This is a genomic window from Novosphingobium sp. (assembly GCF_037133355.1).
Lineage (GTDB): Bacteria > Pseudomonadota > Alphaproteobacteria > Sphingomonadales > Sphingomonadaceae > Novosphingobium.
Window position 1 is genome coordinate 291,435 of record NZ_JBAXOI010000001.1, and the last position, 13,159, is coordinate 304,593.

Here is a 13,159-nt window from a genome sequence, read left to right on the forward strand (position 1 = left end):
TAGCATCTCGCCACGCCAAGAACAAAGCATGCTGGAACGGCTGTGCCGAAACGGGGCAGGGTGAGTCGGGAGCTAGATCCGCCCGGCCAATGCGGCGGCCAATGCCTCGAGCCCGGCGGCGTCCTCGGCATCAAAGCGGGCGACCAACGGGCTGTCGAGGTCGATCACGGCGATCACCGCGCCATCACGCATCACCGGCACGACGAGTTCGGAGCGGCTGGCGGCATCACAGGCGATGTGACCGGGAAAGGCGTGGACATCGGGCACCAACTGGGTCTCGCCGGTCGCGGCGGCGGCGCCGCAGACGCCCTGTCCGAGCGCAATGCGGATGCAGGCCGGCTTGCCCGCGAAAGGACCGAGTACGAGCCCGCCATCCACCATACGGTAGAACCCTGCCCAATTGAGATCGGGCAGGAACTGGGCAAGCAGCGCGGCGCAATTGGCCATGTTGGCCACGGCATCGGGCTCGTCGTGCGTGATCGCGAGCGCGGCTTCGGCGAGATCGCGATAGAGCGCGGGCTTGGGCTGGTCGGTGCTGGGCGCAAAGTCGTACATGGCCGAGCGCATAACAGGACCCAGCCGCAAAGTCGCGTGGCGCGACTGCCAGATGCCCGGATTGGACCATTGCGGGAAATGGGCGCCGCTCCTAGACTCAGGCGCATGACCATAATGCGCAAGGCCCTGATCGGGCTCCTCGTCTTTCTCGTGGCCCTCGGGCTCTTTGCGTTCTGGATGACGCGCGGCGATACCGCGCAGTTCGACCTTGACAAGACCACCGGCCCCAAGCCGCAGCTTGCCGAGGCATCGCCCCAGTGGTTTCCGACCATCGGGATCGCAAAACCGGTCGGCTGGGCCGACGGCGCGGCGCCGACGGCGGCCGAGGGCCTTGTGGTGACGCGCTTTGCCGACAAACTCGACCATCCGCGCAGCCTCTTCGTGCTGCCCAACGGCGATGTGCTCGCGGCCGAGACCAATGGCCCGCCAGCACGCGGGCCGGGCGGGATCGCCGGGTTCGTGATGGGCTGGCTCATGTCGTCTGTCGGCGCGGGCGAGGCTTCTCCCAACAAGATCGTGGTGCTGCGCGACAGCAACGGTGACGGCACCGCCGACCAGCGCTTCGTGATGAGCAATCCGGGGCTCAATTCACCATTTGGCATGGTGCTGCGCGAGGGGCGGCTTTATGTGGCGAACCACGATGCGGTGGTGTCCTGGCCGTTCACGCCGGGTCAGACCACGCTGGACGGCAAGCCGGAAAAGCTGATGGACCTGCCTGGCGGCGGCAACCACTGGGCGCGCAACCTCTTGCTGAGCGCGGATGGCACGCTGCTCTACGTAACGGTCGGTTCGGCCTCAAACATCGGCGAGCAGGGGCTGGACAAGGAACGTGGGCGCGCGGCGATCTACGAGTATGATTTCACCAAGCATTCCTCGCGGGCTTTTGCCGAAGGGCTGCGCAACCCCAACGGGCTCGACTGGAACCCTCGCAGCGGTGAGCTGTGGACCACGGTCAACGAGCGCGACATGCTGGGCTCCGACCTCGTGCCCGACTATCTGACCAACGTGCCCTTGGGGGCCCAGTATGGCTGGCCGTGGGTCTATTGGAAGAAGAACATCGACTGGCGGGTGGAGGAGCCCATACCACAGGACATGTTCTTCTATGTGCGCAAGCCCGAGTACGGCCTTGGCGCTCATGTTGCGCCGCTCGGCCTCGCGTTTGCGCGCGGCGGCAATCTGATGGGCGAGCGGTTTGCCAGCGGGGCCTTCGTGGCGCGGCACGGTTCGTGGAACCGCAAGCCGCTTTCGGGTTATGACGTGGTTTTCGTGGCCTTTGACAACAACGGCAATGCACTGGCGAAGCCGCCTGTGCCGGTGCTGACCGGGTTCCTCACCAAGGACAACACCGCGCACGGCCGACCGACCTGGGTGGCCTTTGCCAAGAACGGCGCCCTTCTGGTGAGCGACGATACCGGCGGCGTGATCTGGCGCGTGGTGGCGCCGGGCGCCAAGCCTGCAGCGGCGATCGCGCCAATTGCAGCAACGCCGATGCCGCCCCCGCCCAAGGCCGATGCCAAGTTCACCATAAGGCCGAGCGAGGATTCGGATCTGCTGAAACAGCAGCCCTAAAGCGTCTTGCCTGCGCGTCCGGCCAGTTCGTTGACGAATTGCCAGGCGACGCGTCCCGAGCGGCTGCCGCGCTGCTTGGACCAGGCGAGCGCGTCGTCCGCCTCGAAGGCGAGCCCGTGATGCGCGGCATATCCCGCGATGATCGTGAGGTAATCGTCCTGCGAGCAGGCATGGAAGCCAAGCGAGAGGCCGAAGCGGTCGGCCAGGGCGAGGCGGTCGTCGACGACGTCGCGCGGATTGATCGGGTCGTCCTGCTCGGCCATATGCCGCTCGACTATTGCGCGGCGGTTCGAGGTTACGGCGAGGCGAACATTGGCGGGCCGGGCTTCGACACCGCCCTCCAACCATGAGCGCAAGCGGCGCGCGGCTCCCGCATCGCCGGCATCGAAACCGAGGTCGTCGAGAAGGATAAGATAGCGCCGGTCCCTCTGGCGAAGTGCGGCGAGCAGTGCGGCGAGGCTTTCGTCGGGCGCAGCCTGGACAAGTGCGATGCTGCCGGGATGAGCCTCCTGCGCAGCGCGCACGGCGGCGCGGACGAGCGCCGACTTGCCCATGCCGCGCGCGCCCCACAGCAGCATGTCGTGCGCTGCGGCGCCGCGCGCGAGGCGGGCGACGTTTTCGGCAACCGCCGCCTTTTGCGCATCGACACCGCGGATCAGCGCAAGTGGCGGCGCTTCGAGCGGATTGACGGCACGCGCACCGCTGCCGGTCCAGACGTAGGCCGGGTGAGCCAACCAATCGGCATCGGCAGGCGGCGGCGGGGCAAGGCGCTCGAGCGCCGCGGCGATACGTTCGAGCAGGGGCTCGGCGGCGGTCATCCAGCGAGTGCCTCGGTTTCCAGCTCGTAGTACAGCGCCGCACCGGCCATGGCAGCTGCCCCAAGGCCGCGCGCTTCCGGTACCAGGGTGCGATTGAACACTTTGGTCACGGCGGTCTTCTCGACCGCGCCCGATGCACGGGCCTGCCTGGCAAGCTGCCACCCGGCAACCGCGACCGCGCACATGGTGAGGAACGGCACGCTACCCGCCAGCTTGTCATCGAGGCTGGCATCGCCGCTGGCCATCCACGTCCCGATGGCGGCAGCGTCCTTGGCGAGCGAGGCGACTTCGGGGACGTCCTGCATCTCGGCGGAGATATCGGCCATCAGCGCCTGCAACACGCCGCCACCTTCCATGCCGAGCTTGCGGGTGACGAGATCGGCGGCCTGAATGCCGTTGGTGCCTTCATAGATCGGGGCGATGCGCGCGTCGCGGTAGTGCTGCGCCGCGCCGGTCTCCTCGACGAAGCCCATGCCGCCGTGGATCTGGATGCCAAGGCTGGCGACCTCGCAGCCGACATCGGTGCCCCAGGCCTTTAGCAGCGGGACAAGGAGTTCGGCGCGCTGCTGCGCGGCTTTGTCGCCCAACAGGCCGCGATCCACTTGGCCGGCTGTGTAGTAGAGCAGCGCGCGCGAGCCCTCGGTGAGGGCGCGCATGCGCAGGATCATGCGCCGCACGTCGGGGTGTTCGATGATCGCGACGGGGCTCTTGTCAGGCGAACCGGCGCGGGCGGACTGGACGCGATCGCGGGCATAGGCGCGGGCCTGCTGAAGCGCGCGTTCGGCGATCTGGACGCCCTGGCTGCCGACATTGATGCGTGCCGAGTTCATCATCGTGAACATGGCCTTGAGGCCTTCGTTCTCGTGGCCGACAAGTTCGCCGATGCACTCGCCATTATCGCCATAGCTCATGACGCAAGTTGGCGAGACGTTGATCCCAAGCTTGTGCTCGATGGAGACGGCACGCAAATCGTTGCGGCCCCCTAGCGAACCATCGGCGTTCACGTGGTACTTGGGGACGATGAACAGCGAGATGCCGCGCGATCCCGCCGGTGCACCGGGCGTGCGCGCCAGAACCAGGTGGATGACGTTCTCCGCGAGTTCATGCTCGCCCCAGGTGATGTAGATCTTGGTGCCCGCGATGCGGTATTTGCCGGCGTGAGGGCCTTCCTCAATCGGCATGGCGGTGCTGCGCAGCGCGCCGACGTCGGAGCCGGCCTGCGGCTCGGTGAGGTTCATCGTGCCCGACCATGCGCCCGAAATCAGATTGGGCAGATACATGGCCTTCTGCGCTTCGCTGCCATGGTGGTCGAGCGCTTCGATCGCACCGACTGTGAGCATGGGCAGCAGTGTGAAGCCCATGTTGGCCGCGCCCAGCGTTTCGAGCACGCAGGTCGCGAGCGTGAAGGGCAGGCCCTGACCGCCATACTCGGCGGGACCCGCAATCGAGCCCCAGCCCTGTTCGACGAAGGCCTGGTAGGCTTCGGCATAGCCGGCGGGGGAGGACACCACGCCGTCACGGCAATGCGCGCCTTCGGTATCGCCGATTCGGTTGAGCGGGGCCCATTCGCCGGAAGCGAAGGCGCCGATGCCTTCGGCAATCGCCTCGACCACGTCGGGCGTGGCCGCGCCGTAGCGTTCGTGCTCGGCGAGCTCGTCGATTCCGGCGCAGATACGCATCGCGAGAACTTGGTCTTCGGTGGGGGCGATAAAGCTCATGCGCTGTTTTCCTTGGCAGCCTCTGTCGAGGGCTATAGCGGCAAGGCATGAGCACGCAAACGCCCCCCAATGTGCTGACGGCCGACGCTGCCGGCGTGGCGCAAGCCGCGCGCGTGCTGGCGGCGGGCGGAACCGTCGCGGTGCCGACCGAGACGGTCTACGGGCTGGCGGCGCGCGCGGACCAGGCAGAGGCCGTCGCCGCGATCTTCCGCGCAAAGGGCCGGCCTGATTTCAATCCGCTGATCGTGCATGTGCCCGGCCTCGCTGCGGCAGAGGCGCTGGCCCTGTTCGACGAGCGCGCGCGGGCGCTGGCGGCAGCATTCTGGCCCGGGCCGCTGACCATGGTACTCCCCCGCCGCGCGGATGCGCTGCTGGCTGCGGCAGTGAGCGCGGGGCTGCCGACTGTGGCGCTGCGGGTGCCGGCGCATCCGGTGATGCGGGCGGTGCTGGAGGCGGCTGGCCTGCCGCTTGCCGCACCTTCGGCCAACCGCAGCGGCGGTGTCAGCCCGACGAGCGCGGCGCATGTGGTCACTTCGCTTGGCGGGCGGGCTGATCTGATCCTTGATGGCGGCATCACCGAGCGCGGTCTGGAATCGACCATCGTTGCGGTGCGCCCCGGTGGCGGATGGCAGGTCCTGCGGCCGGGGCCGGTGACTGAGGCCGAGATTGCGGCGGTGCTTGGCGAGCCGGCCGCGCGGGAGCGACGCGGAATCGAGGCGCCGGGGCAGTTGGCCAGCCACTATGCGCCGGGCAAGCCGATTCGGTTGGGGGCGATGGCGGCGGAAGGGGACGAGTTTCTGATCGGTTTTGGCGGCGTGGAAGGCGCGGTCTCGATGTCCGTCGCTGGCGACCTTACCGAGGCGGCGGCGCGGCTCTATGCCTGCCTGCATGTGGCGGCAGCGGCGCCGCAGCCGCGCATTGCCGTGGCGCCGATCCCGGAAGAAGGGGTCGGCGCAGCCATCAACGATCGGCTGCGGCGTGCGGCGGCCTAGCGCTGCGCCCGCAAAGCCGAGACTTCCCCGCTGATCTCGCTTGCTTCGGAGCAAGCGGCAGTCTCGCCGCGGTTGCAGGCCTCGATCCGGCGGTTGTAGCGCCTCTGCAGCTTCGCGATTCGCTCGTCGCGCTTGCGCATGGCGCGGCCGCGGTTCTCGTCGGCCTCGGACTGGCTTGTGGTTGCCATGTCGATGGCTTTCGCGCCGACGCGCACGGGGGCGGTGACCAGACTGGCGGCGGTGCTCGCGAGGCACCCCGAAAGAGCCAAGGCGGCAAGCGGGGCGAGGAATTGCAGGGATCGGGTCAAGCGCGGGACCTTTCGCATGAAAGGCCCCGAGCCTAGCGGCTCGAACGTTGCCGGACGATGACCGGCTATGTCCTTACGGTTCGCAGACGAGCGTACCCGAACCCATCGAGGTCACCTTGCACTGCGCCCGGCCCTTTACCCGAACGGTGCCCGAGCCGACGATATTGGCCGTAACCTGGCCATCGGAGGCAAAGTTGGTATCGCCCGAACCAGCGACATCGACCTTGGCATCCTCGACCATGAGCCCGGCAAGATCGGCCGAGCCGCTGCCGGCAATCGAGACCTTGAGCGATTTTGCCTTGCCCGCCGCCTTGAGATCGCCGGAGCCGATCACTTCGACCTTGAGTTCCTGCGCATCGATAGCGGGCACTTCGATATCGCCCGAGCCGGCAATGCTGACGCTGGCGTCCGGCCCGCGCAGCACATCGGCGTGCATCGTGCCCGACCCGGCCATGACAAGGCGCTTGGCCGCCGGCACCGTCACCTCGATCGTCGCGAGATCGTCGTTCCCCCCGATCTTCCAGCCCTCGCGTCCGATGGCGAGCTTGCCGTCCTTGAGTACGAAACGCAGGCGGTCCTTGGCATCCTGATTGCCCTCGACCTTGATCGCAAGCCTGTCACCCTCGACCACCCGGACCGTATCGGGACCAAGCAAGGTGATTTCCTCGGGCGCCTTGGCGGTCAGATCGAGTTGGGCCAGCGGCATGCCCTTCATGCCTTCCATCTCGACCGAAGCGCCTTCGCAGGCGGAGAGGGAGAGGGCGAGGGCAGCAGCGGCAATACCGGCCAGTGTCCGGGCGATATCCTTGATCATGGGTCACTCCTTGGGCTCGGCCTTGGGCCTAGTGTATTGCGTATATAACGCACCTTGGACTTCAAGGCCAAGTCACTCGCCGACCCAGATCGGTTGTTTGCCGGATGGGGTTGTGGCCGCCAGCGTGCAGGAGGCACGGGGGGACGAAAAAAAGGGCCGCCGGATCGCTCCGACAGCCCCTCTTTCAAGCGCCTCACTTCAGGCGCAGGTGGCCTCAGGCCGTTTCGTAGTACTTGGGCGCGTGCTCGTTGAGGATCGCAAGAATCTTCTTGAGAGCGGCGGGCTCGTCGGTCTTTTCCATCGCCGCCAGTTCGCGGGCGAGGCGCGATGATGCGGCCTCGAAGATCTGGCGCTCGGAATAGCTCTGCTCGGGCTGGTCGTCGGCGCGGAACAAGTCGCGCGTCACTTCGGCAATCGAGACGAGATCGCCCGAATTGATCTTGGCTTCGTATTCCTGCGCACGGCGCGACCACATCGTGCGCTTCACCTTGGGCTTGCCCTTAAGGGTATCGAGCGCCTCACGCAGCGTCTTGTCAGACGAAAGCTTGCGCATGCCGATCGCCTCGACCTTGTTGACGGGCACGCGCAGGGTCATGCGTTCCTTCTCGAAGCGCAGCACATAGAGCTGCAGCTTCATGCCCGCGATTTCCTCGTTCTGCAGTTCCACCACACGGCCGACGCCGTGCTTGGGATAGACCACGTAATCCCCAACATCGAAGGCAAGTGCCTTGGTTGCCATTGCTTATCCTTTCGGCGCAGCAGGGACGAGAGCATAGCGGGGCGGACGCGCCCCCGGACAGCATTCCGGGCCCTTTGGGGGAGAGGTCCGGCAAACGACCGTCTTTTCAAACGCGGTCTAAAAGCACTGCGATCCGTTTGCCGTCTGTCCTGCTTTTGCGTGTTGTTGGCGCCTGGCGGATTGTCCCGCCGGGCGCTTGCACAGCTATATAGCAGCTCTGTCACAAAAATGCCAGAGGCAAGGGCCGAAATGCCACGCCAAAATGGCGTCGACGCCTGATTTCGGCGGGCGGCGGACCGCCCCGGTAGGATCAGTCGCCTTCGCCGGGTTCGGCCGAGAAGTACTTGTCGTACTTGCCCTCTTCGCCCTTGTGGTCGTCGGCGTCAGCCGGCGCGTCCTTCTTGGTGGTGATGTTGGGCCACTCGGCCGAGAACTTGGTGTTGAGCTCAAGCCACTGCTCGAGGCCGCTCTCGGTATCGGGCAGAATCGCCTCGGCCGGGCATTCGGGCTCGCACACGCCGCAGTCGATGCATTCGCTGGGGTTGATCACCAGCATGTTCTCGCCCTCGTAGAAGCAGTCCACCGGGCAAACCTCGACGCAATCCATGAACTTGCAGCGAATGCAGGCTTCGGTAACGACATAGGTCATGGCAGTGGCAACCCCTCAGGTTCGGTTTCCGGACGTGCTAGAGTGGCGCCCCCTGTTGCGTCAAGCACCTCATAACAACCCCTAGCTTCTTCGGGAGGACCGCGCCGCCTCGGAAGGCTGGCAAGGGTGATGACCCGGACCCCCGAACGCAGCGGCAGGACCAGCACATCACCGCAGCGCACTACCGTGCTGGCACGCTCGATCCGGCGCCCGTTGAGGCGAATGTGCCCCTCCGCCACCCAGTCCTGCGCCAGGCTGCGCGAGCCGGCGAAACGCAGAAACCAGAGCAGTTTGTCGATCCGCAGCGATTCCGCAGCCAGGTTCTGACCCGAGGCCATCAGCGGATGAGCTCTGCCAGCGCGGCAAAAGCGCCGGTGGGCGATAGAGGGGAAGCCGGCTCGACCTTGGCAGGAGCGCCGCGCGGAGGGCGCCAGTCCCACATCGGGGGCGCGGGCGGGCCATGCGCCGCTTCGGCGAGGCTGCGTGCCATGTGAACGCGAAAGCCTGCGGCACGCAGCAAAGCGGCATAGCCTGCGGTCGCGAGGCCCATTGACCGGGCGAGCGCAGGATCGAGCACATAGCGCCTTCCGGCGGCGGCAATGCGACGGCGGTGCGCTGTCTGAAGCAGCTTTTCGGCAAGATCGACGCGGATTGCCTGCGCAGCGGCACGGCGATAGCCAGCGGGCGGCGCCTTGGCCGCAACGACTGGCGGCATGCTCTCTGGGGGCGCGGCAAGTGCTTGGCCGCGCAGGGCGGCCAGTTGGCACCACAGCGCGAGCGGTAACGGCCGAAGCGCCGCCGGCACAAAAAGATCAAGCGCGCCGACCCGCACACCCAGCCGCCGCAACGCGTCGCGCTGGCGCGAATCAAGGCGGTCGAGCCCGGCATCCTCGCGCGCCAGAACCCCTCCGCTGGCGACGAGCCGCAGCAGGAGGGCGCGAAGATCGGGGCCGGATTCGGCAGCGCGTGCGGCTTGGGCAAGGCGGCATAGCGGGCCGAGGTCGGTCATGATGCGCCGGCCTAGCCAGCCCTCGACCGCCCCGATCACCGCAGCGCGCTGGCGTGTCGGCAGCAGGCCGAGTGCGGGATCGAGCCGCAGACGGGGCTCAAGCAGGGTTTTGCCCGGCTCCAGCCGCGCGATGGGAAGCCTTTCCCACAAGAGCGCGGCGCCATCGAGCGCAAGGCCGGCAGGTTCGGCTGCGGCGGCGGCCAGAGCATCGGCGCGCGCAGCGAGAAGTGCGGGCAGGTGCCGTTCAGCCGCGGCCAGGAGCAGCTTGCGGTCAGCCGCGCGGGCGAGGGGATCGACGACGAAGCGGAAGCCTTCGAGGTGGCCGATGGGCTCATCATCGACCAGCACCGCACCGGCCTCGCTCACCCGCACCGGGAGCAGGCCGGCATCGGCCCCCGCCTTGCGCATCAGCACGGTGGTGCGGCGGTTGACGAAACGTTCGGTAAGGCGACTGTGCAGCGCATCGGAAAGCCTGGTTTCGACGGCTCGGGCGCGGGCCGCCATTTCCTCGCGCGCCAGGACCCAGTCGGGGCGCTGGGTAATATAGGCCCAGCTGCGCACGGCGGCGATGCGACCTTGCAAGGTATCGATATCGCCCGAAGGATTGTCCTGCTGGGCAATGGCCTGCGCGACATAGTCGGCGCCAAGGTAGCCGTGGCGCAAGTCCTGCCACAGGCGGGCAACGAAGCGCGAGTGGGTTTCCGGGCCCTGCTGGCGGAAATCGGGAAGCGAGCAGACCTGCCAGAAGCGCTGTACCAAGGCGCGGCCGCGCACGGTGCCCGCGACATCGGGTTCGTCGGCAAGTCGTTTGAGCACGGCGAGGTCAATGGCGGGCGGGGCGCTGGCAAGTTCGGCCCTTGGGGGCGGGGATTCGAGATCCTCGATCAGCGTGGCTAGGCTGTCGAACCGGGGTTCCGACTCACGCCAGAACAGGCGGGTGAGCGGCGGGAAGCGGTGCTCCTCGATCGCGTAGACTTCCTCGTCCGCGAATTCGGGATCGTGGCCCCCCATGCCCGCAAGTGTGCCGAAAGTGCCGTCCTTGTGGTGCCGGCCGGCGCGTCCAGCGATCTGGGCCATTTCCGCTGTGGTCAGGCGGCGTTGGCGGTGGCCGTCATACTTGGAGAGGCCAGCGAAGGCGACGTGGCTGACGTCGAGGTTGAGGCCCATGCCGATGGCGTCGGTGGCGACGAGGTAATCGACCTCACCAGCCTGGTACATCGCGACCTGGGCATTGCGTGTCTGCGGGCTGAGCGCGCCCATGACGACCGCCGCGCCGCCCCGGAAGCGGCGCAGCATTTCGGCCATGGCGTAGACCTGCTCGGCGGAGAAGGCGACGATGGCGCTGCGGGGCGGGATGCGGCTGAGCTTCTTCGCGCCGACGTGGCTCAATTTGGAGAAGCGCGGGCGGCTGACGACCTCGACGCCGGGCACCAGCGCGCGGACCATCGGCTCGATCGTGGCGGAGCCGAGCAGCATGGTCTCCTCGCGGCCGCGGGTGTGGAGCAGGCGGTCGGTGAAGACGTGGCCGCGCTCCGGATCGGCGGCGAGCTGAGCCTCGTCGAGCGCGACGAAGGCGAGATCGGGCCTGCTGGGCATCGCCTCCACCGTGCAGAGATGCCAGCGCGCATTGGGCGGCTCGATGCGTTCCTCGCCCGTGATCAGCGCGACGTTGCTCTCGCCCTTGATCTTGCAGACGCGGTCATAAACCTCGCGCGCGAGGAGGCGCAGCGGAAAGCCGATCGCGCCGGATGAATGGGCGCAGAGCCGTTCGATCGCGAGGTGGGTCTTGCCCGTGTTGGTCGGGCCGAGCACGGCCTTGACCGACCGATCCTGTCGGTCGCCGCTTCCACGCGCGAGGAGGTGGCTGGCCATGCCTGCGAATGTGCCGAGGGGCCGCTCGCAGTGCAAGCGGCCTTTGGGGTGTTATCCAGAGAGGGCTTCGGCAACAGGCACACCCCCGGCCCCACTCACTCCTTCGACAAGCTCAGGATGAGCGGGGAGTCAGGCGTCAGCCCTCAGCCGTCGTAGTCGGCACCGAGCGAGGTGTTGCGCACCGGAGCCGCGGCAGTGATGCGCAGCGCTTCGGCCGACTGCGAGAGCGAGCCGATCTCGTCGACCTGATCGTCGTCGTCGGGCAGCACGCGCTGCAGCGACTGGATGAGGTTTTCCTTGAGCACGACCGGGCGCACAGTGCCTTCCGCGATCTCGCGCAGCGCAACGACGGGGTTCTTGTCGCGGTCGCGATCGACGGTCAGTTCCGAGCCGCCCGAGATGGCGCGCGCGCGCTCTGCAGCGAGCAGCACGAGATCGAAGCGGTTGGGGATCTTGTCGACGCAATCTTCGACGGTAACGCGCGCCATGGGGCACTCCGTGTAAAACAGGAATGGAGGGAAGAGCGGCGAGCTAGGGCGGGGCGGCCCGAAAGTCAAGAAAATGCGGTGTTCGCGAATCCCCAGCCTGCTCACTCGTCGCCGTAGTCGTAAGCCATGTGATCGGGGGCGAGGTCGCTGAAGCGGGTGATCCGGGCCTCGAACTTCATCCGGACCTTACCGGTCGAGCCGTGGCGTTGCTTGGCGACGATCAGCTCGGCGAGACCAAACACGCGCTCCATTTCCGCCTGCCAGGCGGCGTGGGCTTCCTGCACCTTGGCGTCGTCGGAGCCCTGAGGGACCTTGGGCTCGCGCGCCATGACGTAATAATCCTCGCGGAACACGAACCAGACCATGTCCGCGTCCTGTTCGATCGAGCCCGATTCGCGCAGGTCAGACAGCATCGGGCGCTTGTCGTCGCGCTGCTCGACCGCGCGGCTGAGCTGCGATAGCGCGATGACCGGGACGGCAAGTTCCTTGGCAAGCGTCTTGAGGCCGCGGCTGATCTCCGAAATCTCGTTGACGCGGTTGTCACTGGCGCGGCCCGAACCCTGCAGCAGCTGGAGATAGTCGACCACGATGAGGCCGATATCGTGCCGCCGCTTGAGGCGCCGTGCGCGGGTGCGAAGCGCGCCGATGGAAAGCGCGGGCGTATCGTCGATATAGAGCGGCAGTTCGGCGAGGCGCTGGCTGGCGAAGGAGAGCTGCTGGAAATCCTCGCGGCTGATGCGGCCCATGCGCAGGGCCTCGGAACTGATGCCCGATTGTTCAGCGAGGATACGCGTGGCGAGCTGGTCCGCGCTCATTTCGAGGCTGAAGAAGGCGACTCCGGCGCCGACCGAGTCCTTTGCGGTAATTCCGTCCGCCAGATCGCGCCGCAGCCGGTCGGCGGCGTTGAAGGCGATATTGGTGGCGAGCGAGGTCTTGCCCATGCCCGGGCGGCCGGCGAGGATGATGAGGTCGCTGTCGTGGAGCCCGCCGATCTTCTCGTTGAGCGAGGTGAGCCCGGTGGTCTTGCCCGAGATATGGCCGCCCGAAAGCAGGGCCTTTTCGATCATCTCGAGCGAAACGCGCGTCGCGCTGCCGAAGCTCTGTGCCTCGCTTCCGGTCTGCGCACCTTCGGCCACGGCATAGAGCGCGGCTTCGGCTTGCTCGATCTGCTTGAGCGGCGCGACGGCCTCGCTCGTATCCATCGCGCCGGTGACGAGATTGCGCCCGACGGTGATGAGTTCACGAAGCAGGGCCAGATCGTAGATCTGCTCGGCAAGCTCGCGTGGCGCGAGCAGGCCTTGTCCGTCGGCAGTAAGGCGCGCGAGATAAGCGGTGCCGCCGAGTTCCCTGAGTCCCTCGTCAGCCTCGAAATAGGGCTTGAGCGTGACCGGCGTGACCACGGCCTTGCGGTCGATCAGCGCGAGTACCCGCTCGAACACCCGGCCGTGGACGGGCGCGAAGAAATGTTCGGGCCTGAGCGGGGTGGTCAGTTCCTCAAGGATGCGGTTGTCGATCAGCACCGCGCCGAGGAACGCGGCTTCGGCCTCCACGTTGGCCGGGAGGGCTGCGCCTGATGAGCCGGGCTGCTCGGGTTCGCGCAAAGGGATGGGCTGGACTGCGGACATAGC

Annotated in this window: 13 protein-coding genes; 2 read left to right on the forward strand and 11 right to left on the reverse strand. The window is 67.1% G+C overall.

Annotated features, from left to right (window positions below; genetic code table 11):
- Positions 1-72: 72 nt before the first annotated feature.
- Positions 73-555, reverse strand: a complete 483-nt coding sequence (locus WCL10_RS01480; RefSeq protein ID WP_336893834.1) for a GAF domain-containing protein — start codon at positions 553-555, stop codon at positions 73-75.
- Between the two features lie 114 nt (positions 556-669).
- On the opposite strand from WCL10_RS01480, the gene WCL10_RS01485 reads away from it, so the two are divergent.
- Positions 670-2,124, forward strand: a complete 1,455-nt coding sequence (locus tag WCL10_RS01485) for a PQQ-dependent sugar dehydrogenase (protein ID WP_336893985.1) — start codon at positions 670-672, stop codon at positions 2,122-2,124.
- Here the strand turns inward: WCL10_RS01485 and WCL10_RS01490 are convergent.
- The gene (locus WCL10_RS01490) at positions 2,121-2,942 is read right to left on the reverse strand and encodes a DUF815 domain-containing protein (RefSeq protein ID WP_336893835.1); all 822 of its coding nucleotides are present in this window, start codon (positions 2,940-2,942) and stop codon (positions 2,121-2,123) included. The two genes, WCL10_RS01485 and WCL10_RS01490, sit on opposite strands and share 4 nt — an antisense overlap.
- A complete protein-coding gene (locus WCL10_RS01495; protein WP_336893836.1) occupies positions 2,939-4,660 on the reverse strand; it encodes an acyl-CoA dehydrogenase in 1,722 nt (573 codons plus the stop codon). Before WCL10_RS01495 ends, WCL10_RS01490 begins: the two co-directional genes overlap by 4 nt.
- Positions 4,661-4,707: 47 nt before the next feature.
- Between WCL10_RS01495 and WCL10_RS01500 the strand changes: the two genes are divergently transcribed.
- Complete coding sequence (locus tag WCL10_RS01500; protein ID WP_336893837.1) at positions 4,708-5,652, forward strand: L-threonylcarbamoyladenylate synthase; 945 nt, start codon at positions 4,708-4,710, stop codon at positions 5,650-5,652.
- On the opposite strand, the gene WCL10_RS01505 is transcribed toward WCL10_RS01500, so the two are convergent.
- The 8 genes from WCL10_RS01505 to WCL10_RS01540 all read right to left on the reverse strand — a co-directional run bounded on the left by WCL10_RS01505 (position 5,649) and on the right by WCL10_RS01540 (position 13,156).
- The gene (locus WCL10_RS01505) at positions 5,649-5,960 is read right to left on the reverse strand and encodes a hypothetical protein (protein ID WP_336893838.1); all 312 of its coding nucleotides are present in this window, start codon (positions 5,958-5,960) and stop codon (positions 5,649-5,651) included. The genes WCL10_RS01500 and WCL10_RS01505 overlap by 4 nt on opposite strands.
- A 73-nt stretch (positions 5,961-6,033) precedes the next feature.
- The gene (locus WCL10_RS01510) at positions 6,034-6,774 is read right to left on the reverse strand and encodes a head GIN domain-containing protein (RefSeq protein ID WP_336893839.1); all 741 of its coding nucleotides are present in this window, start codon (positions 6,772-6,774) and stop codon (positions 6,034-6,036) included.
- Between the two features lie 214 nt (positions 6,775-6,988).
- A complete protein-coding gene (locus WCL10_RS01515; RefSeq protein ID WP_067906430.1) occupies positions 6,989-7,513 on the reverse strand; it encodes a CarD family transcriptional regulator in 525 nt (174 codons plus the stop codon).
- A 310-nt stretch (positions 7,514-7,823) separates the two neighbouring features.
- On the reverse strand, positions 7,824-8,162 hold the full coding sequence (fdxA, locus tag WCL10_RS01520; protein ID WP_336893840.1) for a ferredoxin FdxA: 339 nt from the start codon (positions 8,160-8,162) through the stop codon (positions 7,824-7,826).
- Positions 8,159-8,500: a S4 domain-containing protein gene (locus WCL10_RS01525; protein WP_336893841.1), complete on the reverse strand. Its 342-nt coding sequence runs from the start codon at positions 8,498-8,500 to the stop codon at positions 8,159-8,161. Before WCL10_RS01525 ends, fdxA begins: the two co-directional genes overlap by 4 nt.
- A complete protein-coding gene (locus WCL10_RS01530; protein WP_336893842.1) occupies positions 8,500-11,043 on the reverse strand; it encodes a helicase-related protein in 2,544 nt (847 codons plus the stop codon). The genes WCL10_RS01525 and WCL10_RS01530 overlap by 1 nt, the downstream gene beginning before the upstream one ends.
- A gap of 143 nt (positions 11,044-11,186) precedes the next feature.
- A complete protein-coding gene (rpoZ, locus tag WCL10_RS01535) occupies positions 11,187-11,531 on the reverse strand; it encodes a DNA-directed RNA polymerase subunit omega (protein ID WP_336893843.1) in 345 nt (114 codons plus the stop codon).
- Positions 11,532-11,632: 101 nt separating this feature from the next.
- Complete coding sequence (locus WCL10_RS01540; RefSeq protein WP_336893844.1) at positions 11,633-13,156, reverse strand: replicative DNA helicase; 1,524 nt, start codon at positions 13,154-13,156, stop codon at positions 11,633-11,635.
- Positions 13,157-13,159: the final 3 nt, after the last annotated feature.

Excerpts from the sequence above, each read along its gene's own strand:
- WCL10_RS01490 (WP_336893835.1), bottom strand. The coding sequence starts at position 2,942 with ATGACCGCCGCCGAGCCCCTGCTCGAACGTATCGCCGCGGCGCTCGAG.
- rpoZ (WP_336893843.1), bottom strand. The coding sequence starts at position 11,531 with ATGGCGCGCGTTACCGTCGAAGATTGCGTCGACAAGATCCCCAACCGC.
- fdxA (WP_336893840.1), bottom strand. The coding sequence starts at position 8,162 with ATGACCTATGTCGTTACCGAAGCCTGCATTCGCTGCAAGTTCATGGAT.
- WCL10_RS01495 (WP_336893836.1), bottom strand. The coding sequence starts at position 4,660 with ATGAGCTTTATCGCCCCCACCGAAGACCAAGTTCTCGCGATGCGTATC.
- WCL10_RS01525 (WP_336893841.1), bottom strand. The coding sequence starts at position 8,500 with ATGGCCTCGGGTCAGAACCTGGCTGCGGAATCGCTGCGGATCGACAAA.
- WCL10_RS01510 (WP_336893839.1), bottom strand. The coding sequence starts at position 6,774 with ATGATCAAGGATATCGCCCGGACACTGGCCGGTATTGCCGCTGCTGCC.
- WCL10_RS01480 (WP_336893834.1), bottom strand. The coding sequence starts at position 555 with ATGTACGACTTTGCGCCCAGCACCGACCAGCCCAAGCCCGCGCTCTAT.
- WCL10_RS01500 (WP_336893837.1), top strand. The coding sequence starts at position 4,708 with ATGAGCACGCAAACGCCCCCCAATGTGCTGACGGCCGACGCTGCCGGC.
- WCL10_RS01515 (WP_067906430.1), bottom strand. The coding sequence starts at position 7,513 with ATGGCAACCAAGGCACTTGCCTTCGATGTTGGGGATTACGTGGTCTAT.
- WCL10_RS01530 (WP_336893842.1), bottom strand. The coding sequence starts at position 11,043 with ATGGCCAGCCACCTCCTCGCGCGTGGAAGCGGCGACCGACAGGATCGG.
- WCL10_RS01485 (WP_336893985.1), top strand. The coding sequence starts at position 670 with ATGCGCAAGGCCCTGATCGGGCTCCTCGTCTTTCTCGTGGCCCTCGGG.
- WCL10_RS01540 (WP_336893844.1), bottom strand. The coding sequence starts at position 13,156 with ATGTCCGCAGTCCAGCCCATCCCTTTGCGCGAACCCGAGCAGCCCGGC.